The organism is Pseudomonas sp. HLG18 (assembly GCF_051903985.1).
Classification (GTDB): domain Bacteria; phylum Pseudomonadota; class Gammaproteobacteria; order Pseudomonadales; family Pseudomonadaceae; genus Aquipseudomonas; species Aquipseudomonas fluorescens_BT.
The window spans coordinates 645204-668909 of the sequence record NZ_CP195831.1 but is presented as its reverse complement, the minus strand read 5'-3'; the positions used below and the strand labels follow the sequence as shown (position 1 = coordinate 668909).

Genomic DNA, 23706 nt, shown 5'->3' with positions numbered 1-23706 from the left:
AGTGCACTGGTCAGGTAACCACCACCCAGGGATGCGACCCCCAATGAAAGCAAGCCCAAAAGCCCTTGGCGGTCGGTCGCCGAGTATAGACAGTTAGGCTACTAATGACAACGCAATCGCCTACCCCCAATAGCGGATTGCACAAGTCGTATAAAAGGCGTAAATGGCAGGCAATTTCGAGGAAAAAGTACGGTTAAAGCCTTCTGGAGCAAGACTTTAGGCAAATTGACATTCGAATTTATCTCACTATAGTGGTGCGGGCCCTGCGTGGGGGGTCTGTCTGATGATTTCAAGCATAAATAGGAGGCCACATGGCTGACAAAAAAGCGCAGTTGATCATCGAGGGCGCAGCCCCCGTCGAGCTGCCCATTTTAACCGGCACCGTTGGTCCCGATGTAATCGATGTTCGGGGCCTGACGGCCACGGGCCGCTTCACTTTCGACCCCGGTTTCATGTCGACCGCTTCCTGCGAATCGAAGATCACCTATATCGACGGCGACAACGGCATCCTGCTGCACCGCGGCTACCCGATCGAACAACTGGCTGAAAAGTCGGACTACCTGGAAACCTGCTACCTGCTGCTGAACGGCGAACTGCCGACTGCAGAGCAAAAGGCCCAGTTCGTCGGCACCGTGAAGAACCACACCATGGTTCACGAGCAGCTGAAAACCTTCTTCAACGGCTTCCGCCGCGACGCCCACCCGATGGCCGTCATGTGTGGTGTAGTCGGCGCCCTCTCGGCCTTCTACCACGACTCCCTCGACATCAATAACCCGCAGCATCGCGAAATCTCCGCGATCCGCCTGGTTGCCAAGATGCCGACCCTGGCCGCGATGGTTTACAAGTACTCCATGGGTCAACCCATGATGTACCCGCGCAACGACCTGTCGTACGCGGAAAACTTCCTGCACATGATGTTCAACACCCCGTGCGAGATCAAACCGATCAGCCCGGTACTCGCCAAGGCCATGGACCGGATCTTCATCCTCCATGCCGACCACGAGCAGAACGCTTCGACCTCCACCGTGCGCCTGGCGGGCTCTTCGGGTGCCAACCCGTTCGCCTGTATCGCCGCCGGTATCGCCGCACTGTGGGGCCCTGCCCACGGCGGTGCGAACGAAGCCGTGCTGACCATGCTCGATGAAATCGGCGATGTCTCGAACATCGACAAGTTCATCGCCAAGGCCAAGGACAAGAACGATCCGTTCAAGCTGATGGGCTTCGGTCACCGCGTCTACAAGAACCGTGACCCTCGCGCGACTGTCATGAAGCAGACCTGCGACGAAGTATTGAAGGAACTGGGCATCCAGAACGATCCGCAACTCGAACTGGCCATGCGCCTGGAAGAGATCGCTCTGACCGATCCGTACTTCATCGAACGCTCGCTGTACCCGAACGTCGACTTCTACTCGGGAATCATCCTCAAGGCGATCGGCATTCCGACCAGCATGTTCACCGTGATCTTCGCCCTGGCACGTACTGTCGGCTGGATCTCCCACTGGAAGGAAATGCTCTCGAGCCCGTACAAGATTGGCCGTCCGCGTCAGCTGTACACTGGTTACGAGTCGCGAGATATCACCAAGCTGGAAGACCGCAAATAAGAGCTGTCTTGCGATAGCGTCTTAGCGTTGTACCGGGAACGGCCTCCATGTGAATGGGGGCCGTTTTTTTGTGGCTGTTTTTATTGGGGGGCATATCCGTTTCTTCGGGTGATGCCGCTGGCGGTTTCGCTCTTACAGCGAGTCCCTTTTTCAAACGCCAAAAAGGAACCAAAAGGCTTGGTCCCCGGCGTACGGCACTTCGCCTAGGCTCAGTGTTCCCTCGCTACGGTGTCCATCAGGGGGCATCGCCTACGGTTTGCTTCGCTGCACCTCCTCTCGATGTATGCGGCTGCGCCGCACGGCGCTGCGCGCCTACCCCCTGACGGACACCTCCGCTCGGCCTGCCGAAGGGGCAAAAAATCAAAAGCCAAAGCCAAAGCAAAAGCCAGATCAAGAGCCCCCGCTCCTCACCACTCAACACGATGAGCGTTAGCTCGAGTAAAGCTTTTGATCTCAGGGCCCGTCGGCAGGCTGAGTGGAGGGATTGATCCGGGGGTGGGAGCGCAGCGACCGTGCGGCGCAGCCGCATGCATCGAGAGGAGGTGCAGCGAAGCAAACCGTAGGCGATGCCCCCGGATCAATCCCGGAGCGAAGGAACCCGAGCCACAGCGAGGGCCGTACGTCAGGGTAAAGCCTTTTGGGTTACCTTTTCGGCGTTTGGAAAAGGTGACTCGCCGTAAGGGCGAAACCCCAAGAAGCCGTTACCGCAGCAACGGATATACACACAAATCAAAACCACCCCAAAGAAAGTCCGATAACCGCCCACAAAAAAAATGCCCCAATCTCTCGACCAGGGCATTTCCATCCAACTCAACCTACATATTCAACCTAGAAGCCTCAGTGCGAAACCGCCCCACTCGCCCCCAACCCAGTCTGCGAGCGCACAAACTGCGGGAAGAACAGCGCACGCTCGTTCTCTGCCGCCGCCGACTTATCGGTGATCGAGAAGAACCAGATGCCGATGAACGCAATGATCATCGAAAACAGCGCCGGATACTCGTAAGGGAAGATCGCCTTCTCATGATGCAGAATCTGCACCCAGATGGTCGGGCCAAGAATCATCAGCCCCACCGCACTCACCAGCCCCAGCCAGCCGCCAATCATGGCGCCACGGGTGGTCAGTTTCTTCCAGTACATCGAAAGCAGCAGCACCGGAAAGTTGCAGCTCGCCGCGATGGAGAACGCCAGACCCACCATGAACGCGATGTTCTGGCTTTCGAACAGGATGCCCAGGCCGATGGCCAGAACGCCCAGCGCGATGGTGGTGATCTTCGAAACGCGAATCTCATCCTTGTCGTTGGCCTTGCCCTTCTTGATCACGCTGGCGTACAGGTCATGGGACACCGCCGAAGCGCCGGCCAGGGTCAGACCGGCCACGACCGCCAGAATGGTTGCGAACGCCACGGCCGAGATGAAGCCGAGGAAGATGCTGCCGCCCACGGCGTTGGCCAGGTGCACCGCCGCCATGTTGTTGCCGCCGAGCAGCGCGCCCGCCGCATCTTTAAAGGCCGGGTTGGTGCTGACCAGCAGTATCGCGCCGAAGCCGATGATGAAGGTCAGGATGTAGAAGTAGCCAATGAAACCGGTGGCGTACAGCACGCTCTTACGGGCTTCTTTCGCGTCACTCACAGTGAAGAAGCGCATCAGGATGTGCGGCAGGCCAGCGGTACCGAACATCAGTGCCAGGCCGAGGGAGAACGCCGAGATCGGGTCTTTCACCAGACCGCCGGGGCTCATGATCGCCTCGCCCTTGGTGTGAACCTTGATGGCTTCGGAGAACAGGGTGTTGAAGTCGAAGTTGACGTGCTTCATCACCATCAGCGCCATGAACGAGGCACCAGACAGCAACAGCACAGCCTTGATGATCTGCACCCAGGTGGTCGCCAGCATGCCGCCGAACAGCACGTACAGGCACATCAGGATACCGACCAGGATCACCGCAACGTGGTAGTCGAGACCGAACAGCAGCTGGATCAGCTTGCCGGCACCAACCATTTGCGCGATCAGGTAGAACGCCACCACCACCAGCGAACCGCAGGCAGACAGCGTGCGGATCTGGGTTTGCCCGAGGCGGTAGGACGCCACGTCGGCAAAGGTGTACTTGCCCAGGTTACGCAGACGCTCGGCGATCAGGAACAGAATGATCGGCCAGCCCACCAGAAAGCCGATCGAATAGATCAGGCCGTCGTAGCCGGAGGTGAACACCAGCGCGGAGATCCCCAGGAAGGACGCTGCCGACATGTAGTCACCGGCAATCGCCAGACCGTTCTGGAAACCGGTGATCTTGCCGCCCGCCGCATAGTAGTCGGCGGCCGACTTGTTGCGTTTGGACGCCCAATAGGTGATGCACAGGGTCGCGCCGACGAACACCACGAACATGACGATCGCGGAAACGTTGAGCGGTTGTTTGTGGACTTCGCCGGTCAGGGCGTCAGCGGCCCAGGCGGCTGGAGCGAACGCTGCGATGCTCAAAAGAGCCAGTAGACGCCGGATCATTGCTGAGCCTCCTTGAGAATCGCATTGTTCAGGTCGTCGAACTCGCCATTGGCGCGGCGTACGTAGATACCGGTCAGGACGAAGGCCGAGACAATCAGCCCGACACCGATGGGGATGCCCCAGGTGATCGATGAGCCGGCACTGATCTTGGTCCCGAGCACTTGCGGCCCGTACGCGATCAGCAGGATGAATCCGGAGTAGAGCCCTAGCATGATCGCCGAGAGTATCCAGGCGAACCTTTCCCTTTTTTTCACCAGCTCCTTGAAGCGCGGGCTGTTCTGAATAGAGAGGTAAATGCTGTCGTTCATTGTTTTTATCCTCGCAGCACAGATTTTTATTTTTGGAACGTATCCACTGTATGCGGCTGCGAGCCGGCTTCCAGACGACCTTAGTAGTAGAACGCCATGGCGTTTTTGCCAATTTCCAGACGGCCCGAAAAAGTTGCGCATCCGCCATTAAAGGAAGGGCAATGAAAAAGGCCGCCCGACGAGAAGGCCGGGCGGCCCTGGGAAGCGCAGAGTAGACGCTTCGACTTAGATTACTTGGTCCATTCAGCCACGCGGTCCGGGTGTTTGGCGACCCAGTCCTTGGCGGCTGCGTCAGGTTTGGCACCGTCCTGGATCGCCAGCATGACTTCGCCGATTTCGTCTTTCGAAGCCCACTGGAAGTTCTTCAGGAACTTGGCCACTTCCGGCGCCTTGGTCGCCAGTTCCTTGCTGCCGATGCTGTTCACGGTTTCAGCCGCGCCATACACCCCTTTCGGGTCGTCGAGGAAGCGCAGTTTCCACTTGGCGAACATCCAGTGCGGCACCCAGCCGGTGACGGCGATGGATTCGTTTTTCTTCTCGGCACGGGTCAGCTCGGCAATCATGCCGGCGCCGGAACTGGCCTTGAGGGTGTATTTGTCGAGGCCGTAATCCTTGATCGCCTGATCGGTCTTGAGCATCACGCCTGAACCGGCATCGATGCCGACGATGCGATTCTTGAACGTGTCATCGGTTTTCAGGTCTTCGATCGACTTGGCTTTCACATACTCCGGCACGATCAGGCCGATTTTCGCGTCCTTGAAGTTCGGGCCGTAATCGACGACCTGATCCTTGTTCTTGGTCCAGTATTCGCCGTGGGTCACCGGCAGCCAGGCCGAGAGCATGGCGTCGAGTTTGCCGGTGGCAACACCCTGCCACATGATCCCGGTGGCGACGGCCTGCAGTTTCACGTCGTAGCCGAGTTTCTGCTTGATCACTTCGGCCGCCACGTGGGTGGTCGCGACGCTGTCGGACCAGCCGTCAACGTAACCGATGTTCAGGGTCTGTTTTTCAGCGCTGGCGAAAGTGGAGCTCATCGCAAGTACCAGAGCGGCACCTGCGCCTAAAAGTCGTCGCATCTTCATCGTTACTTCCCCGAAATGCTGCGCCCGACGGATGCCGGACATCGTCAACGTATTGTTATGGTGCACAGCGCCCCCATCACGCCTGACCGCGAACTCGTTCGAACATCAGCGGAGTACTGATGGCTCCGATCATCAACCTGACGCCCGATAAGACCTGCTCTGTCAGCGACCTCAAGGCAACGAGAAACGACATCAGAAAGCCATTAACTGCGTCCGGATATTTGGCGCCAGACAATCCGCCCGAACTTTGCATGTCAAAATCGCGCGAGCCACCAACCTCCTTATAAATGCAGGTAACATGCGTCGCTTTGCAGCCACTCGGCCTGACCATGTCCGCGACTTCCCGTTTCCCCTTTCTTCCTTATCTGTTCGCCTGCCTGCTGGGGCTGTTTGCCCTGTGCAGCTTCTGGTATGGCCTCGGCAAACCGGTGATCCTGCCGGACGTCGCCACCCCGACCCACAAGTTGCAATGCGCCTCCTACACCCCGTTCGACAAGGATCAGTCGCCGTTCGACGTGCCGTTCAAACTGCGCCCGGAGCGCATGGACGCCGACCTTGCCCTGCTCGCCACCCGCTTCGAATGCATCCGCACCTACTCCATGACGGGCCTCGAAGCCCTGCCGGAGCTGGCACGCAAGCATGGCTTGAAGCTGATGATCGGCGCCTGGGTCAACAGCAACCCGGTGGACACCGAGAAAGAAGTCGATCTGCTGATCGCTTCGGCCAACGCCAACCCGGATGTGGTCAGCGCGGTGATCGTCGGCAACGAAGCCTTGCTGCGCAAGGAAGTCACCGGTGCGCAACTGGCGAAGTTGATCAACAAGGTCAAAAGCCATATCAAGCAACCGGTGACCTACGCCGATGTCTGGGAGTTCTGGCTCAAGCACCCGGAAGTCGCGCCGGCGGTGGACTTCCTGACCATTCATTTGCTGCCGTACTGGGAAGACGATCCATCGAACATCGACGCCGCCCTGCAACACGTGGCCGATGTGCGCCAGGTGTTCGGCAACAAGTTCGCCCCCAAGGACGTAATGATTGGCGAAACCGGCTGGCCGAGCGAAGGCCGCCAGCGGGAAACCGCGCTGCCGAGCCGGGTCAACGAAGCCAAGTTCATTCGCGGTTTTGTCACCCTCGCGGAACAGCAGGGCTGGCGTTATAACCTGATTGAAGCCTTCGACCAGCCGTGGAAGCGCGGCAGTGAAGGCGCGGTCGGCGGTTACTGGGGATTGTTCGATGCAGACCGTCAGGACAAGGGGGTACTCGCCGGGCCGGTGACCAACGTGCCGTACTGGAAACAGTGGCTGGGCGTCGGCGGGCTGATTTTCATTGGCACGCTGCTGCTGGGCGGTCGCGTGCGCACGACCCGCAGCGCCCTGATCCTGCCTCTGCTCGGCGCACTGGCCGCCTGTTCGATTGGCGCCTGGGGCGATCTGGCACGGGTGACCACGCGGTTCACCAGCGAATGGCTGTGGGTCGGTTTGCTGACGACACTGAACCTGCTGATTCTGGCCCACGCCGCGCTCACCTTGAGCGCCCGCAATGGCTGGCGTGAGCGCGCCTTCGCCGTGTTCGAACGCCGGGCCGGCTGGCTGGTAGCGGCAGCCGGTTTTGCCAGCGCGGTGATGATGCTGGAGATGGTGTTCGATCCGCGCTATCGCAGCTTTGCGAGCATGGCGCTCATCCTGCCGGCGCTGGTTTATCTGTGCCGTCCGGTGAGCGTGCCGCGCCGGGAAATCGCCTTGCTGACCTTCATCATTGGCGCGGGCATCGCCCCGCAGCTGTTCCGTGAAGGTCTGCAGAACCAGCAGGCGTGGGGCTGGGCGCTGGTCAGCGGGTTGATGGTGGCCGCGTTGTGGCGCTGCCTGCAGGTTCGCAAAAGCTGACCTTCAGAGGCTGAACCGGCCTCTTCGCTGGCAAGCCAGCTCCCACAGGATTCCCGTCTGCCACAGGTTCTGTGTCTGCATGGATCAAGTGTGGGAGCTGGCTTGCCAGCGATGGCTGACTGTCAGACGCCGCGAGACTCTCTAACCAGCCGCAACCCGGCAATTACCACCGCAAACACCGCCAGCGTCGTGTTGTACAGCGCCAGCGCCGGCAACCCGAACACCAGCGCCAGCACCGCCAGCCACCACCCTGCCCGTCCTGGCACGACAAAACCGATCACCGCAGCTGCAATGGCCGCCCAGCCCAGCACCTGAAAGTGGATCAACAGCCCAAGGTTCGAGCGCACCGAGCATTCCCATCGGCTCGCCTCATCCACGCAGATGCCCACCCATTGCGCGTCCTCCATAAAGCCATAACGCGCGCCATAACTGGCAGCCAGCCATAACGGCAACAGAACGAGCAGCAGAATCACAGGCAAGCGGCGGGACATGGAGCACTCCAATCGATGAAATCGGCGGCCAGCTTAATCGCCTGCCAGCCTTGTGCAAGAACTAACAACTCTTAACTGGTCATTCGATCCGCGCAAAGTGTATCGTCCGACTGCTATTACCCCGAATTCCGTCAGTTTGGTGCCTCGGCATGGCACTTTGGCGCTAACCCAGTGGTCATAGCCTGCGAACCTCATTCGGCACCTTCCTTTAAGGGATTCACTCATGCTCCGATCCTTGCGCTTCGCCGCCCTGTTTGGCGGCCTTATTCTGAGTGCGTCCGCGCTGGCGGTGGATATCGACGCCGCCAGCTATGGCTATCCCCTGACCAACCCGTTCGAAGCGACCATCGCCACCACGCCGCCGGACCTGCGTCCGGAGTTGCCGTCGGACGACGACATCAATCAGACCGACCGCAGCGTCACCCTGCGCCCGGAACGCGAGTTCATCCTGCCGGACAATTTCTGGGCAGTGAAAAAACTCACCTATCGCATCGCCACCCAGGACAAGGCTGCCCCGCTGATCTTCCTGATTGCCGGCACCGGCGCGCGTTATGACAGCAGCCTCAACGAATACCTGAAAAAGCTCTACTACAAGGCCGGCTACCACGTGGTGCAGCTGTCCTCCCCCACCAGTTTCGACTTCATGAGCGCCGCCTCGCGCTTCGCCACCCCCGGCGTGACCAAGGAAGACGCCGAAGACATGTACCGGGTGATGCAGGCCGTTCGCGCGCAAAATCCGAAAGTGCCGGTCACCGACTATTACTTGAGCGGCTACAGCCTCGGTGCGCTGGACGCTGCGTTCGTCGCTCACCTGGACGAAACCCGCCGCAGTTTCAACTTCAAGAAAGTCCTGCTGCTGAATCCGCCGGTCAACCTCTACACCTCGATCACCAACCTCGACAAGCTGGTGCAGACCGAGGTCAAGGGCATCAACAACAGCACCACGTTCTATGAACTGGTGCTGTCCAAGTTGACCCGCTACTTCCAGCAAAAGGGCTACATCGACCTCAACGATGCGCTGCTCTATGACTTCCAGCAGTCCAAGCAGCACCTGAGCAACGAGCAGATGGCGATGCTGATCGGCACCTCGTTCCGTTTCTCGGCCGCCGACATCGCCTTTACCTCTGACCTGATCAACCGTCGCGGTCTGATCACCCCGCCGAAATTCCCGATCACCGAAGGCACCAGCCTCACGCCGTTCCTCAAGCGTGCGCTGCAATGCGACTTCGACTGCTACCTGACTGAACAGGTGATCCCGATGTGGCGCGCCCGCACCGACGGCGGCAGCCTGCTGCAACTGATCGATCAGGTCAGCCTGTACGCCCTCAAGGATTACCTGCACGACAGCCCGAAAATCGCCGTGATGCACAACGCCGACGACGTGATCCTCGGCCCCGGCGACCTCGGTTTCCTGCGCAAGACCTTCGGCGATCGGCTGACGGTTTACCCACTGGGCGGCCATTGCGGCAACCTTAACTACCGCGTCAACAGCGACGCCATGCTGGAGTTCTTCCGTGGCTAAATATCTCCTGCTGTTTGCAGCGTTACTCTGTGCAGGCGTGGCCCAGGCCGACAACAGCAAAGCCAACGCACCGGTGGTGGTCGACAGTGACGGCTTCAAGGAGCCGCTGTCCAAACTCAAGTTCAACCCGGGGCTGGACCAGCGCGAGTTCGAGCGCTCCACGCTCAACGCGCTGAATGTGTATGACCCGCTGGAATCGTGGAACCGCCGGGTCTACCACTTCAACTACCGCTTCGACCAATGGGTGTTCCTGCCGGTGGTCGATGGTTATCGTTATGTCACGCCCGGCTTCGTGCGTTCCGGTGTGAGCAACTTTTTCAACAACCTTGGCGACGTGCCGAACCTGGTCAACAGCCTGTTGCAGTTCAAAGGCAAGCGCTCGATGGAAACCACCGCGCGCCTGCTGCTCAACACCACCATCGGCATCGCCGGCCTGTGGGATCCGGCCACCGCCATGGGCCTGCCACGCCAGAACGAAGACTTCGGCCAGACCCTGGGCTTCTACGGTGTACCGGGCGGCGCCTACTTCGTGCTGCCGATTCTCGGCCCGTCGAACATCCGCGACACCGCGGGCCTCGCGGTGGACTACACCGCCGAATCGGCGATCAACTACCTGAACGTATCGAAAGTCAGCGAAAACCATCCGGAAATCTGGGCGCTGCGGGCAGTCGACAAGCGCTATCAGACCCATTTCCGATACGGCCAGATGAACTCGCCGTTCGAGTACGAGAAGGTGCGCTACGTGTATACCGAATCGCGCAAACTGCAGATCGCCGAGTAAATCCGGCAGTTACAAAAAAAGGCCATACGATGCAAATCGAATGGCCTTTTTCATTGAGCAGACATCAGCCCTTCAGGGCTTTCCAGATCTTCCCGACGACCGATACAACAGCCAGCACCACCGCCCCCGCCACGACCCCCGCGACGCCGTTGAGCAACACAGGCACTGCAAACCCTACGCTGCCCGCCGCAGCGGCCACGCTCTCGATCCAGTCATGCACCTGCGGTACGCCGTGAGTGAGGATGCCGCCGCCGACCAGGAACATCGCCGCCGTGCCGATCACCGACAAGCCTTTCATCATGTAAGGCGCGGCCCGCAGGATCGCATTGCCGATGCGTTTCGCCGCAGCGCCGGGCTTCTGCGTCAGCCACAGGCCGAGGTCATCGAGTTTGACGATCCCGGCCACCAGGCCATAGACGCCCACGGTCATGACGACCGCGATGCCCGACATCACGATCACTTGCTGGGTCAGCGAAGCCTCGGCCACGGTTCCGAGGGTGATGGCGATGATTTCCGCCGAAAGGATGAAGTCGGTGCGGATCGCGCCTTTGATCTTGTCCTTCTCGTAGGCCACCAGATCGGTCGCAGGATCGGCCACCGCGGCGGTCAACTGCGCATGCTCGGCCTGATCTTCATCCTTGCCGTGCAGCAGCGGGTGCGCGAGCTTTTCGAAACCTTCGAAGCACAGATACGCGCCACCGACCATCAACAGCGGCGTCACCAGCCACGGCACAAAGGCACTGATCGCCAGCGCCGACGGTACCAGGATCAGCTTGTTGACGAACGAGCCCTTGGCCACCGCCCACACGACGGGAATTTCCCGCTCGGCGCGTACGCCGGAGACTTGCTGGGCATTGAGCGCCAGGTCATCGCCGAGCACCCCGGCGGTCTTCTTGGCGGCCATTTTGCTCATCAACGCCACATCATCCAGAACGGTAGCGATGTCGTCGATCAGCACCAGCAAACTGCTTCCTGCCATGAATCATGTTTCCTTATGTGAATAATGCCGCGCAGCATACCGCGACTGCAGGCCACACGGGGCATTGTTGAGCGTCGCGCGAGGCCGGTGCTACCATGCGCAACCGCCAGAACAGGCAAGGAACCACCGGGTTTATGAGCACAATCCGCGAGCGCAACAAAGAACTGATCCTGCGTGCCGCCAGTGAAGAGTTTGCCGACAAGGGCTTCGCGGCGACCAAAACCAGCGACATCGCCGCCAAGGCAGGACTGCCCAAGCCCAACGTCTATTACTACTTCAAGTCCAAGGAAAACCTCTACCGCGAGGTACTGGAAAGTATCATCGTGCCGATCCTGCAGGCCTCGACCCCGTTCAACCCGGACGGCGTACCGAGCGAAGTGCTGAGCGGCTACATCCGCTCGAAGATCCGCATCTCCCGCGACCTGCCGTTTGCCTCCAAGGTGTTCGCCAGCGAAATCATGCACGGCGCCCCGCACCTGAGCGCCGACCTGGTCGAGCAACTCAATGGCCAGGCCAAGCACAACATCAACTGCATCCAGACCTGGATCGACCGCGGCCAGATCGCCCCGATCGACCCCAACCACCTGATGTTCAGCATCTGGGCCGCGACCCAGACCTACGCCGACTTCGACTGGCAGATCTCCGCCGTGACCGGCAAGGAAAAGCTCGACGAAGCCGACTATGAAGCGGCGGCACAAACCATCACCCGGTTGGTGCTCAAGGGCTGCGAGCCGGACTGAAAGACTGCGTTGAATGCATCGCGAGCAAGCTCACTCCCACATTTGATCTATGAGCACCACAAATCAAATGTGGGAGCGGGCTTGCTCGCGAATGTGGCAACTCGGTCTCACGGTCAGACCCAGATCGCATCCCACAGCGGATAGTCACCGAGCTTTTCCACCAGTCCAGCCCGCAACGGGTTGGCTACGACGTACCGTGCCAACCTAACCAGACTTTCCTCCTGCCGAAGCGAATGATCATGGAAGCTTGGTTGCCACAGGCCACCCGTCCTGCCAGTCGCTGAATTAACTGATCTGGCACTCAAGGACTTGACCTGACACATCAACTGCCCCAGTGATCCTTTCTGCAATTGCACCAGCCAGTGGAAGTGATCCGGCATGACGACCCAAGCCAATGAATCAATAAACCCCGTATCTTGTGCATGCCTGAACTGATGAACAACTAGTCTTCCCAAGGCGTAATCCTTGAAGACAGGTTCGCGTTTATGAGTATTGGCTGTCAGGAGATAGATGCGATTTTGTTCGGTAAAACGTCCGACTCTAAGTCGATGTGACGCAGACAGTTTCGGCATTCCATTGCCTTTTCTCATGATTGACTTCATGAAAAGGCTAGCCGTGAGTATCGAATATTGAAGGCAAGATTTTTAGCTGGATGTGTCTGGAAAATCGCCTTCGCGAGCAAGCCCGCTCCCACATTCGACCGAGTTCCTTCAGTACAAATGAGGTCAACCGTGGGCCTGCTCGCAATGGCGTCAATTCAAACGCCGAAAATCACGCAGCCACCCCCGCATCCGCCCGCAGATCCAGGGCCTCCACGGCCTTGATTGCCACCTGTTCATCGATGTCCGACAGATCGCCGCTGATGCCGATCGCACCCAGCACGCTCCCCGCCTGATCACGAATCAACACACCACCCGGTGCCGGCACGACGCTGCCCTGCCCCATGCTGTTGAGTGCGGCGATGAAGGCCGGGCGTTGTTGCGCGTCCAGCGCCAGCAGGCGTGAGCCCTTGCCCAGGGCGATGGCGCCCCAGGCTTTGCCGATGGCGATGTTCGGGCGCAGCAGGCTGGCGCCATCTTCGCGTTGCAGGGTGACCAGATGGCCGCCGGTATCCAGTACCGCGATGGTCAGCGGCGCGGCGGAGATCGCCCGCCCTGCATTGATGGCTTCGTTGACCAGCTTGACTGCAACTTTCAAGGTTAAAGCGCTCATGGTGCCGTCCTCATTTTGTTATTGGGAAAGTCGTTGGACTGCGCGTTTGTGCCGCAGCCCGATGCCACAAATAGAACACAATGAATTATTTTTTTGTATACAATAATTCTCGAAAAGCGCCTCATGCGACGAAAAGCCACAGCAGAACAGGCTTCCGACGAATGAAACAGCCGCTTGAGAAAATGGATTGACCTGCGCCGTCCGCCGTGAATACACTCTGCGCAAAGCCACTTGTATACAATTACAAAACGTAAAGAGGCACAAAACCATGAGCAAAATGAGAGCAATCGAAGCCGCCGTTCTGGTGATGCGCCGTGAAGGGGTTGATACCGCTTTTGGCATTCCGGGTGCTGCGATCAACCCGCTGTATTCCGCCCTGAAGAAAGTCGGTGGCATCGATCACGTCCTCGCTCGCCACGTTGAAGGCGCCTCGCACATGGCCGAGGGCTACACCCGCACCAAGGCCGGCAACATCGGCGTGTGCATCGGCACTTCCGGCCCGGCCGGTACCGACATGGTCACCGGTCTGTACAGCGCCTCCGCGGACTCGATCCCGATCCTCTGCATCACCGGGCAAGCACCCCGTGCCCGTATGCACAAGGAAGACTTCCAGGCCGTCGACATCACCAGCATCGTCAAGCCGGTGACCAAGTGGGCAACCACCGTTCTGGAGCCGGGCCAGGTGCCTTACGCCTTCCAGAAAGCTTTCTATGAAATGCGCTCCGGCCGTCCGGGCCCGGTGCTGATCGACCTGCCGTTCGACGTACAGATGGCCGAAATCGAATTCGACATCGACGCCTACCAGCCACTGCCGCTGGCCAAGCCGAGCGCCACCCGCGTGCAGGTTGAAAAGGCCCTGGCACTGCTCGATCAGGCCGAGCGTCCATTGCTGGTGGCCGGTGGCGGCATCATTAACGCCGACGCCAGCGATCTGCTGGTCGAGTTCGCCGAGCTGACCGGCATCCCGGTCATCCCGACCCTGATGGGCTGGGGCACGATTCCGGACGATCACCCGCTGATGGTCGGCATGGTCGGTCTGCAGACTTCGCACCGTTACGGCAACGCCACGATGCTGAAATCCGACGTGGTGCTGGGCATCGGTAACCGTTGGGCCAACCGTCACACCGGTTCGGTCGATGTTTACACCGAAGGTCGCAAGTTCATTCACGTCGACATCGAAGGCACCCAGATCGGCCGCGTGTTCACTCCGGACCTGGGCATCGTTTCCGACGCTGCCGCCGCGCTGACCGTGTTCATCGAGGTCGCCCGTGAATGGCAAGCCGCCGGCAAACTAAAAAACCGCAGTGCCTGGCTGCAGGACTGCCAGCAGCGCAAGTCCAGCCTGCAACGCAAGACCCACTTCGACAACGTGCCGGTCAAGCCGCAGCGCGTTTACGAAGAAATGAACCAGGTGTTCGGCAAGGACACCTGCTACGTCAGCACCATTGGTCTGTCGCAGATTGCCGGCGCGCAGTTCCTGCACGTCTACAAGCCGCGTCACTGGATCAACTGCGGCCAGGCAGGCCCGTTGGGCTGGACCATTCCGGCAGCGCTGGGCGTGGTGAAGGCCGATCCGAACCGTAAAGTCGTGGCCCTGTCGGGGGACTATGACTTCCAGTTCATGATCGAAGAACTGGCGGTCGGCGCTCAGTTCAAACTGCCGTACATCCACGTCGTGGTGAACAACTCGTACCTGGGGCTGATCCGTCAGGCCCAGCGCGGGTTCGAAATGGACTACTGCGTGCAGCTGTCCTTCGATAACCTCAACGCACCGGAACTCAACGGTTACGGTGTCGATCACGTCGCCGTCGCCGAAGGCCTGGGCTGCAAGGCACTGCGTGTGTTCGAACCGGCTGACATCGCCCCTGCCCTGCGCAAGGCCGAAGAGCTGATCGAAGAGTTCAAGGTGCCGGTGATCGTCGAGATCATTCTGGAGCGTGTGACCAACATCTCCATGGGGACCGAGATCAACGCCGTCAACGAATTCGAAGACCTGGCGCTGGTCGGCAACGATGCGCCAACGGCGATTTCGTTGCTCGATTGAACGTAACCGGCTCCCTCTCCCTCCGGGAGAGGGCTGGGGTGAGGGAAAGGTTTTGCGGTGTTCGCAAAATCGGGATCAGACTCAAGATTCCCCCTCACCCTAACCCTCTCCCCCAGGAGAGGGGACTTGATCGCGTTTAGTCTGACCACCCGCGTCAAAACCATTTTAGGAGACCACCATGCCGCGCTTCGCAGCCAACCTGTCCATGCTGTTCACCGAACAGGATTTCCTTGCCCGTTTCGACGCCGCCGCCAAGGCTGGCTTCAGCGGTGTCGAGTACCTGTTCCCGTACGATTTCAGCTCCGCCGAAATCAAGGCCAGACTCGACGCCAACGGTCTGACCCAAGTGCTGTTCAACCTGCCGGCCGGTGACTGGGCCAAGGGCGAGCGCGGTATCGCGTGCCTGCCGGACCGGGTGGAAGAGTTCCGCGCCGGGGTCGATCTGGCCATCGCTTACGCACAGGTTTTGGGCAACACCCAGGTCAACTGCCTGGCCGGTATTCGTCCGCAGGGCGTGGACGATGCCACCGTTGAAAAGACCTTCGTCGCCAACCTCAAGTACGCCGCCGACAAGCTGCAAGCCGTCGGCATCAAACTGGTGATGGAAGCGATCAACACCCGCGACATCCCGGGTTTCTACCTGAACAACACGGCGCAGGCCCTGTCGATTCGCGAGCAGGTCGGCAGCGCCAATCTGTTCCTGCAATACGACATCTATCACATGCAAATCATGGAAGGCGATCTGGCCCGCACCCTGCAATCGCACCTGGCCGAGATCAACCATGTGCAGCTGGCCGACAACCCGGGCCGCAACGAGCCGGGCACTGGCGAGATCAACTACCGCTTCCTGTTCGAACACCTTGATCGCATCGGTTATCAGGGCTGGGTCGGCTGCGAGTACAAACCGCTGACCACCACTGAAGCGGGCCTCGGCTGGCTGAAGACCCACAACGCGATTTAAGAACAATGCAAAACCCTGTGGGAGCGGGCTTGCTCGCGAAGACGGTGTGTCAGTCACCGAAGATGTTGAATGTTGAACCGCATTCGCGAGCAAGCCCGCTCCCACCCAAAGCAACACCCCCTATTTGCTTGAGCAAGACAAAAACAAGAGGAATTTCTCATGGCTAAAATCGGATTCATCGGCACCGGCATCATGGGCCACCCAATGGCGGCGAACCTGCAGAAAGCCGGTCACAGCCTGTTCCTGTCGGCGCACCACGATGCTGCACCTGCCGACCTGGTCGCCGCTGGCGCCGTCGCTCTGGCCAACCCACGCGAAGTGGCGCAGGAAGCTGAATTCATCATCGTCATGGTCCCGGATACCCCGCAGGTCGAAGACGTGCTGTTCCGCGCCGACGGCGTGGCTGCCGGTATCGGCAAGGGCAAGGTCGTGATCGACATGAGCTCGATCTCGCCGACCGCCACCAAGGCTTTCGCGGCGAAGATCAACGAGAAAGGCGCGCAATACCTCGACGCTCCGGTGTCCGGTGGTGAAGTCGGTGCCAAGGCTGCGACCCTGAGCATCATGGTCGGTGGCGACGCCGATGCCTTCGAACGCGCACTGCCGCTGTTCCAGGCCATGGGCAAGAACATCACCCTGGTCGGCGGCAATGGCGACGGTCAGACCGCCAAGGTGGCGAACCAGATCATCGTTGCCCTGAACATTCAGGCCGTGGCCGAAGCCCTGCTGTTCGCGTCGAAAAACGGTGCCGATCCAGCCAAGGTACGTGAAGCGCTGATGGGCGGTTTCGCGTCCTCGAAGATCCTCGAAGTGCACGGCGAGCGCATGATCAAGGGCACCTTCGATCCGGGCTTCCGCATCAGCCTGCACCAGAAGGACCTGAACCTGGCCCTGCAAGGCGCCAAGGAGCTGAACATCAACCTGCCGAACACCGCCAACGCCCAGCAAGTGTTCAGCACCTGCGCGGCCATCGGTGGCAGCAACTGGGACCACTCGGCGCTGATCAAGGGCCTGGAACACATGGCCAACTTCTCGATTCGCGACAAGAAGTAAACCCTGCGTCGCTTTCCGTGTGGGAGCGGGCTTGCTCGCGAAGAGGGCGTGTCAGTCGACATGGAGATTGACTGACCCACCGCATTCGCGAGCAAGCCCGCTCCCACAATGGATCTGAGTTGCCCTTCCAATAACAAGAATTCCGGGAGCCCGCCATGTCGGTCGATCCGCAACAACTGCTGCGCGAGCTGTTTGCCACAGCCATCGACGCGGCCCATCCGAACCAGGTCCTCGAAGCGCATCTGCCGGCCGATCGCACAGGTCGCGTGATCGTCATCGGCGCCGGCAAGGCTGCCGCCGCCATGGCGCAAGTGGTCGAGCGCTGCTGGGAAGGTGAAGTCTCGGGCCTTGTGGTGACCCGCTACGGTCACGGCGCCCCGTGCGAAAAAATCGAAGTGGTCGAAGCCGCGCACCCGGTGCCGGACTCTGCCGGTCTGGCCGTGGCCAAACGCGTGCTGGAACTGGTCAGCAACCTGACCGAAGAAGACCGCGTGATTTTCCTGTTGTCCGGCGGCGGTTCTGCCCTGCTGGCGCTGCCGGCCGAAGGCATCACCTTGGCCGACAAACAGTCGATCAACAAAGCCCTGCTCAAATCCGGCGCGACCATCGGCGAGATGAACTGCGTGCGCAAGCACCTTTCGGCGATCAAGGGCGGACGCTTGGGCAAGGCCTGCTGGCCCGCCACTGTTTATACCTACGCGATTTCCGATGTGCCGGGCGATCTCGCCACGGTCATCGCCTCCGGCCCGACCGTGGCCGACCCGAGCACCAGCGCCGAAGCGCTGGCGATCATCAAGCGCTACGGCATCGAGATTCCGGCATCGGTGCGCACCTGGCTGCAAAGCCCGGAATCGGAAACCGTCAAACCCGGCGATCCGAGCCTGGCCCGCAGTCACTTCCAGTTGATCGCCCGTCCTCAGCAATCGCTGGATGCGGCGGCGGTGAAATGCCGTCAGGCCGGTTTCAGCACGCTGATCCTCGGCGACCTGGAAGGCGAATCCCGCGAAGTGGCGAAAGTCCACGCCGGCATCGCGCGCCAGATCATTCATCACGGCCAGCCGCTGGCGGCGCCGTGCGTGATTCTCTCCGGTGGCGAAACCACCGTGACCGTGCGCGGCAATGGCCGTGGCGGCCGCAACGCCGAATTCCTCCTCAGCCTCACCGACAACCTCAAGGGCCAGCCCGGCGTCTACGCCCTGGCCGGTGACACCGACGGCATCGACGGCTCGGAAGACAACGCCGGCGCGATCATGACCCCGGACAGCTACGGCCGCGCCACCGCCCTGGGCCTGAGCGCCAGCGACGAGCTGGATAACAACAACGGTTACGGCTACTTCGCGGCGCTCGATGCGCTGATCGTCACCGAGCCGACCCGCACCAACGTCAACGACTTCCGCGCCATCCTGATCCTCGAGAGCTCTAAATCATGACGCCTGATAAAAAGGTCAAAATCCTCGCCACCCTCGGGCCTGCCGTCGACGGCATCGAAGACATCCGCGAGCTGGTCGAGGCCGGGGTCAATATCTTCCGCCTCAACTTCAGCCACGGCGATCACGCCGACCACGCCAAGCGCTATCAGTGGATCCGCGAAGTCGAGCGCCAGCTCAACTATCCGCTCGGGATCCTGATGGACCTGCAAGGGCCGAAACTGCGGGTCGGCAAGTTCGCTGACGGCAAGGTTCAGTTACATCGCGGTCAGGCCTTCCGCCTTGATCTGGACGCGACACCGGGCGACGAACGCCGGGTGAACCTGCCGCACCCGGAGATCATCGCGGCGCTTGAAGCCGGGATGGATCTGCTGCTCGATGACGGCAAACTGCGACTGCGCGTCGTCACCAAATACTCCGATGCGATCGACACCACCGTGCTCAATGGCGGCGAGCTGTCGGATCGCAAAGGTGTGAACGTGCCGCAAGCGGTGCTCGATCTGAGCCCGCTGACCACCAAGGATCGCCGCGACCTGAGCTTCGGACTGGAACTGGGTGTGGACTGGGTCGCGCTGTCGTTCGTGCAGCGTCCGCAAGACATCCGCGAGGCCCGCGAGCTGATCGGCGACAAGGCGTTCCTGATGGCGAAAATCGAGAAGCCGTCGGCCGTCGAGCAACTGCGCGAGATCGCCGAACTGAGCGACGCGATCATGGTGGCTCGCGGTGACCTGGGCGTGGAAGTGCCGGCCGAGAGCGTGCCGCAGATCCAGAAAAACATCATCACCACCTGCCGCCAGCTCGGCAAACCGGTGGTGGTGGCGACGCAGATGCTCGAGTCGATGCGTTTCTCCCCGGCGCCGACCCGCGCCGAAGTCACCGACGTGGCCAACGCCGTGGCCGAAGGTGCCGACGCGGTGATGCTGTCAGCCGAAACCGCGTCCGGCGAGTACCCGCTGGAAGCCGTGCAGATGATGAGCAAGATCATCCGCCAGGTGGAGAACGGTCCGGACTACCAGACCCAACTCGACGTCAGCCGGCCGAAAGCCGAAGCGACCGTGTCCGATGCAATCAGCTGTGCAATACGTCGGATCAGCAACGTGTTGCCGGTGGCGGTGCTGGTCAACTACAGCGAGTCCGGTGCATCGAGTCTGCGTGCGGCGCGGGAGCGGCCGAAAGCGCCGATCCTCAACCTGACGCCGAACCTGCAGACCGCACGCCGCTTGAGCGTGGCGTGGGGCATTCATTCGGTGGTCAATGATCGCCTGCGCCAGGTCGATGAGGTGTGTTCGACCGCGCTGGAAATCGCCCAGGCGCAAGGCATGGCCGAGCGTGGCGACACGCTGCTGATCACTGCGGGGGTGCCGTTCGGGCAGCCTGGATCGACTAACTCGCTGCGTATCGAAACGTTGATTTAGCGCCTGTACCGGCCTCTTCGCGAGCAGGCTCGCTCCCACAGTTGATTTGTGTGCATCACAAACTCAATGACTGAACAAAGATTCAATGTGGGAGCCAGCCTGCTGGCGAAGAAGTCAACTCGGTTTCACTGACTTTCAGAACTGCCATGCCTGCCAATCATTTCAACACCCACTGCCCCGACTGGGCCGAGGCTTTGCTCAACGGCTTCAGTCAAATCTTCCTCCAGCGTCATCCGCTGTGTGGCCTGCTGTGCCTTTTGGCCATTTTATTCACCGCGCCGGTGCTGTTCGCCGGCGCGCTGCTGGGCGCGGTCGCCGGATTGCTCACCGCGCAACGGCGCAACTACGCCAAGGCGGATCGCCAGGCCGGACTGTTCAGCTACAACGGCGTGCTGGTCGGTCTGTTGCTGAGCCTGTATTTCCCCTGGTCGCCGATGCTGCCGCCGCTGATTCTGGCGGCCGGTGGTCTGAGCGCGATGATCACGCAGCAGTGGCTCAAACGCGCACGCCTCACCGAGTACCTGCCCGCCTACACCGCGCCTTTTGTGTTGCTGAGCTGGGTGTTCCTGTGTTTCGCCGAAGCTTCGACGCCTGCTCCGGCGCTTGAGCTGAACACCGTGAACCTGCTCGGTGCCGCCCTGAAAGGCTTCGGTCAGGTGATGTTTCTCAACCATCCATTGGCCGGTGGATTGATCGCCGCCGGTTTACTGATCGCCGATCGCCGGGCCTTTGCCTGGGCGCTGCTGGCTTCGGCGATTGGCCTGGGTTCCAGCCTGTCGCAACACGACAGCCAGGTCGCGCTGCTGGGTCTGGGCGGTTATAACGCCGTCCTCGCCGCCCTCGCCTTCAGCGCCCGGCGCCAACAACCGTGGCTGCCGCTGTTCGGCATCGGCCTGGCGCTGCTGCTGACACCGCTGTTCAGTGCCTTGGGGCTGGCGACCCTCACGGCGCCGTTCATTCTCGCTTGCTGGCTGCTGCGCGGCGGCATTCGCCTGATGCACCAACCCGAGTTGAACGCGGCGCCTTGCGCTGACGGGGAGAATCAACCTAGGCTGCGCTGATCTTTGATTCAGGCGTGATCCATGGACAGTAACAAGCACTGGCGTGAACAGCTTTACGTCATGATTTTCCAGAGCGACACCCCCGCCGGGCGACGTTTCGACGGCATTCTGCTGCTGATCATTCTGGCCAGCCTGGTGATCGTGATGCTCGACAGCATCGACAGCGTTCACCGCAATTACGCCGATGTGCTGGCGTATATCGAGTGGGGGTTCACCATCATCTTTGCCGGCGAGTACATTCTGCGCCTGTACTGCTCGCCCAAACCGCTGCGCTATGCCTTCAGCTTTTATGGACTGGTGGATCTGCTGGCGATCGTGCCGGGTATCCTGGCGCTGTACTACAGCGATGCGCAGTACCTGCTGATTATCCGGATCATCCGGATGCTACGGATTTTCCGCGTCCTCAAACTCAGTCCCTACCTCAAGCAAGCCAACTACCTGATGTCGGCGCTGCGCGGCAGCAAGCAGAAGATCGTGGTGTTTCTGGTGAGCGTCTGCACACTCGTAACGGTCTTCGGCACGTTGATGTACGTGATCGAAGGCCCGGAACACGGATTCACCAGCATTCCCAAGGGCATCTATTGGGCTATCGTGACCCTGACTACCGTCGGCTTCGGCGACATCGTGCCGAAGACGCCGTTGGGCCAGGTGATTTCGTCGCTGGTGATGATCACCGGTTACTCGATCATCGCGGTGCCCACCGGGATCTTCACCGCTGAACTGGCCAATGCGATGCGTGGTGAACAGTTGCAACACGACTGCCCGGTTTGCCAGAAAAAGAGCCATGAAAGCAGCGCCGCTTTCTGTTCGCGATGCGGCAACCCGTTATTTAAGAAAATGGAATAAGCAAAGTTCTTTTTAATCTTTAAGCGACTATGCGTGCCCCGCTATAGTCGCTGGCAAATGGCCTCATCTTTGTAAAAAACACCCCTACAGAACAAGGAATGCGCAGTGAAAAAACTCTTTGGCGCCTCACTTCTCGCCGCTGGTCTTGCCTTCGGCAGCGTGGCTCAGGCCGCACCGACCCTGCTTAACGTTTCCTACGACGTGATGCGCGATTTCTACAAGGACTACAACACTGCGTTCCAGAAACACTGGCAGGCCGAACACAACGAAAACATCACGGTGCAAATGTCTTTCGGCGGTTCGAGCAAACAGGCGCGCTCGGTGATCGACGGCCTGCCGGCTGACGTCATCACCATGAACATGGCCACCGACATCAACGCTCTGGCGGACAACGGCCAACTGGTACCGAAGGATTGGGTCACCCGTCTGCCGAACAACAGTGCGCCATTCACCTCGGCCACCGTGTTCATCGTGCGCAAAGGCAACCCGAAAGCCCTGAAAGACTGGCCGGATCTGCTCAAGGACGGCGTGCAAGTGATCGTGCCGAACCCGAAAACCTCGGGCAACGGCCGCTATACCTACCTGTCGGCCTGGGGCTATGTGCTGAAGAATGGCGGTGATGAAAACAAGGCCAAGGCCTTCGTCGGCAAACTGTTCAAGCAAGCGCCGGTGCTCGATACCGGTGGCCGTGCCGCCACCACCACCTTCATGACCAACCAGATCGGCGACGTGCTGGTGACCTTCGAGAACGAAGCCGAAATGATCGCCCGCGAGTTCGGCCGCGACCAGTTCGAAGTCATCTACCCGAGCGTCTCCGCCGAAGCCGAGCCACCAGTGTCGGTGGTCGACAAAGTGGTCGAGAAGAAAGGCTCCCGTGCCGCGGCCGAGGAATACCTGAAGTATCTGTGGTCGCCGGAAGGTCAGGAAATCGCCGCCGCCAACTACCTGCGTCCACGTGACCCGGCGGTACTGGCCAAGTACACCGACCGCTTCCCGAAAGTCGACTTCCTGTCGGTCGAGAAAACCTTCGGCGACTGGCGGACCGTGCAGAAGACCCACTTCAATGACGGCGGGATCTTCGACCAGATCTACAATGGCCAGTAAGGCGTGAGCTGAAATGAAAAAGGCGACCTCAAGAGGTCGCCTTTTTTGTGAGCGGCTACATGGGCGGCTTGACGCCATCCTTGCCCGCCGAGATCGATTGCGCGGTCAGCGTGCCGTCCGCGCTCTGGGTCACGAAGGTGACGATCTTCACGCCAACCTTGAGCAGGCTGCGATCGCCGGGCGTCAGGTTGACGATCGGCACGTCCTCCGGCACCAGGATCTTCTGCTGGCCGCCCTTGTAATTGACGGTCAGCACCCGGCCGTTGCTCACCACCAGATCGCCGACGCTGCCGTTGGTCATGCTGCTGCCCTTGGCCAGGTCGAACGGCCGATGACCGTCGCCGCTGCCGGCCAGTTCCGGCGGGAACACGTGAACCTCCAGCGCCTTGAGCGTGCCATCTTCCTGGGGAATGGCGGCTGAACCGATGTAGCTACCGGGCTTGATGTCTTCGATGTTGGCCAGGGTGACGGCGCGGACTTTGGTGTCCGGGGTCAACTGGACGACCACGTTTTCACCGCTGTTGACGTGAACCTTGAGCGAGTCGGGGCTGACCCCGGTGATTTCGCCGCGCACGCCCATGCGCATGCCCGGAGCTTCGCCGGCGTAGACGCTGCCGGCACCCAGTACGCCGATCATTACAAGAGTCGTGGTGTGGCGAAGCAGCTGTCGAAACATCGCAATCCTCCGGTTGTTTGCAGG

21 protein-coding genes are annotated in these 23706 nt (G+C 60.3%); 13 read left to right on the top strand and 8 right to left on the bottom strand.

The features are described from left to right. Window positions 1-311 precede the first annotated feature (311 nt). Entirely contained in the window at window positions 312-1601 is a 1290-nt protein-coding gene (gltA, locus tag ACSPX5_RS03170; protein WP_007959044.1) for a citrate synthase, read from the top strand. Window positions 1602-2438: 837 nt separating this feature from the next. Here the strand turns inward: gltA and ACSPX5_RS03165 are convergent. The 3 genes from ACSPX5_RS03165 to ACSPX5_RS03155 form a co-directional block, all read right to left on the bottom strand. Next, complete coding sequence (locus ACSPX5_RS03165) at window positions 2439-4097, bottom strand: cation acetate symporter (RefSeq protein WP_169429449.1); 1659 nt, start codon at window positions 4095-4097, stop codon at window positions 2439-2441. Further along, window positions 4094-4405, bottom strand: coding sequence for a DUF485 domain-containing protein (locus ACSPX5_RS03160; protein WP_096822125.1), 312 nt, complete (start codon window positions 4403-4405; stop codon window positions 4094-4096). Before ACSPX5_RS03160 ends, ACSPX5_RS03165 begins: the two co-directional genes overlap by 4 nt. Window positions 4406-4635: 230 nt before the next feature. Next, a complete protein-coding gene (locus ACSPX5_RS03155; protein WP_169429448.1) occupies window positions 4636-5487 on the bottom strand; it encodes a glycine betaine ABC transporter substrate-binding protein in 852 nt (283 codons plus the stop codon). A gap of 287 nt (window positions 5488-5774) precedes the next feature. Here ACSPX5_RS03155 and ACSPX5_RS03150 point away from each other — a divergent pair, with 287 nt between their 5' ends. Beyond that, window positions 5775-7370 carry a beta (1-6) glucans synthase gene (locus ACSPX5_RS03150; RefSeq protein WP_439820936.1) on the top strand — a complete coding sequence of 532 codons (1596 nt, stop codon included), beginning with the start codon at window positions 5775-5777 and terminating at the stop codon, window positions 7368-7370. 122 nt (window positions 7371-7492) lie between these two features. Here ACSPX5_RS03150 and ACSPX5_RS03145 read toward each other — a convergent pair whose 3' ends face one another. After that, window positions 7493-7861 carry a hypothetical protein gene (locus ACSPX5_RS03145; protein ID WP_169429446.1) on the bottom strand — a complete coding sequence of 123 codons (369 nt, stop codon included), beginning with the start codon at window positions 7859-7861 and terminating at the stop codon, window positions 7493-7495. A 223-nt stretch (window positions 7862-8084) separates the two neighbouring features. On the opposite strand from ACSPX5_RS03145, the gene ACSPX5_RS03140 reads away from it, so the two are divergent. Together ACSPX5_RS03140 and ACSPX5_RS03135 are read left to right on the top strand one after the other, a co-directional pair. Then, a complete protein-coding gene (locus ACSPX5_RS03140) occupies window positions 8085-9383 on the top strand; it encodes a serine/threonine protein kinase (RefSeq protein WP_207866268.1) in 1299 nt (432 codons plus the stop codon). Further along, complete coding sequence (locus tag ACSPX5_RS03135; RefSeq protein ID WP_169429444.1) at window positions 9376-10164, top strand: MlaA family lipoprotein; 789 nt, start codon at window positions 9376-9378, stop codon at window positions 10162-10164. Before ACSPX5_RS03140 ends, ACSPX5_RS03135 begins: the two co-directional genes overlap by 8 nt. A 64-nt stretch (window positions 10165-10228) precedes the next feature. Here ACSPX5_RS03135 and ACSPX5_RS03130 read toward each other — a convergent pair whose 3' ends face one another. Further along, complete coding sequence (locus ACSPX5_RS03130) at window positions 10229-11143, bottom strand: DUF808 domain-containing protein (protein WP_207866270.1); 915 nt, start codon at window positions 11141-11143, stop codon at window positions 10229-10231. Window positions 11144-11277: 134 nt separating this feature from the next. On the opposite strand from ACSPX5_RS03130, the gene ACSPX5_RS03125 reads away from it, so the two are divergent. Further along, window positions 11278-11883, top strand: a complete 606-nt coding sequence (locus ACSPX5_RS03125; RefSeq protein WP_169429442.1) for a TetR/AcrR family transcriptional regulator — start codon at window positions 11278-11280, stop codon at window positions 11881-11883. Between the two features lie 113 nt (window positions 11884-11996). Here the strand turns inward: ACSPX5_RS03125 and ACSPX5_RS03120 are convergent, their stop codons facing one another. Together ACSPX5_RS03120 and ACSPX5_RS03115 are read right to left on the bottom strand one after the other, a co-directional pair. Then, entirely contained in the window at window positions 11997-12455 is a 459-nt protein-coding gene (locus ACSPX5_RS03120) for an REP-associated tyrosine transposase (protein ID WP_439821999.1), read from the bottom strand. Between the two features lie 199 nt (window positions 12456-12654). Then, window positions 12655-13095 carry a GlcG/HbpS family heme-binding protein gene (locus ACSPX5_RS03115; RefSeq protein WP_169429440.1) on the bottom strand — a complete coding sequence of 147 codons (441 nt, stop codon included), beginning with the start codon at window positions 13093-13095 and terminating at the stop codon, window positions 12655-12657. Between the two features lie 268 nt (window positions 13096-13363). Here ACSPX5_RS03115 and gcl point away from each other — a divergent pair, with 268 nt between their 5' ends. From gcl to ACSPX5_RS03075, 8 genes are all read left to right on the top strand, one after another. Beyond that, complete coding sequence (gcl, locus tag ACSPX5_RS03110; protein WP_169429439.1) at window positions 13364-15139, top strand: glyoxylate carboligase; 1776 nt, start codon at window positions 13364-13366, stop codon at window positions 15137-15139. Between the two features lie 178 nt (window positions 15140-15317). Beyond that, window positions 15318-16100, top strand: coding sequence for a hydroxypyruvate isomerase (gene hyi, locus ACSPX5_RS03105; protein ID WP_011333102.1), 783 nt, complete (start codon window positions 15318-15320; stop codon window positions 16098-16100). 159 nt (window positions 16101-16259) lie between these two features. Further along, window positions 16260-17153: a 2-hydroxy-3-oxopropionate reductase gene (locus ACSPX5_RS03100; RefSeq protein WP_085605836.1), complete on the top strand. Its 894-nt coding sequence runs from the start codon at window positions 16260-16262 to the stop codon at window positions 17151-17153. A 155-nt stretch (window positions 17154-17308) separates the two neighbouring features. Continuing rightward, window positions 17309-18583: a glycerate kinase type-2 family protein gene (locus ACSPX5_RS03095; protein WP_439820935.1), complete on the top strand. Its 1275-nt coding sequence runs from the start codon at window positions 17309-17311 to the stop codon at window positions 18581-18583. Further along, a complete protein-coding gene (gene pyk / locus ACSPX5_RS03090) occupies window positions 18580-19995 on the top strand; it encodes a pyruvate kinase (protein WP_207866278.1) in 1416 nt (471 codons plus the stop codon). Before ACSPX5_RS03095 ends, pyk begins: the two co-directional genes overlap by 4 nt. Window positions 19996-20141: 146 nt before the next feature. After that, complete coding sequence (locus tag ACSPX5_RS03085; protein ID WP_439820934.1) at window positions 20142-21056, top strand: urea transporter; 915 nt, start codon at window positions 20142-20144, stop codon at window positions 21054-21056. Window positions 21057-21077: 21 nt separating this feature from the next. Beyond that, window positions 21078-21902 carry an ion transporter gene (locus ACSPX5_RS03080; protein ID WP_064378643.1) on the top strand — a complete coding sequence of 275 codons (825 nt, stop codon included), beginning with the start codon at window positions 21078-21080 and terminating at the stop codon, window positions 21900-21902. 105 nt (window positions 21903-22007) lie between these two features. Continuing rightward, window positions 22008-23006, top strand: a complete 999-nt coding sequence (locus ACSPX5_RS03075) for a sulfate ABC transporter substrate-binding protein (protein ID WP_169429434.1) — start codon at window positions 22008-22010, stop codon at window positions 23004-23006. 55 nt (window positions 23007-23061) lie between these two features. Here ACSPX5_RS03075 and ACSPX5_RS03070 read toward each other — a convergent pair whose 3' ends face one another. Then, a complete protein-coding gene (locus ACSPX5_RS03070) occupies window positions 23062-23682 on the bottom strand; it encodes a DUF5666 domain-containing protein (protein WP_169429433.1) in 621 nt (206 codons plus the stop codon). Window positions 23683-23706 lie beyond the last annotated feature (24 nt).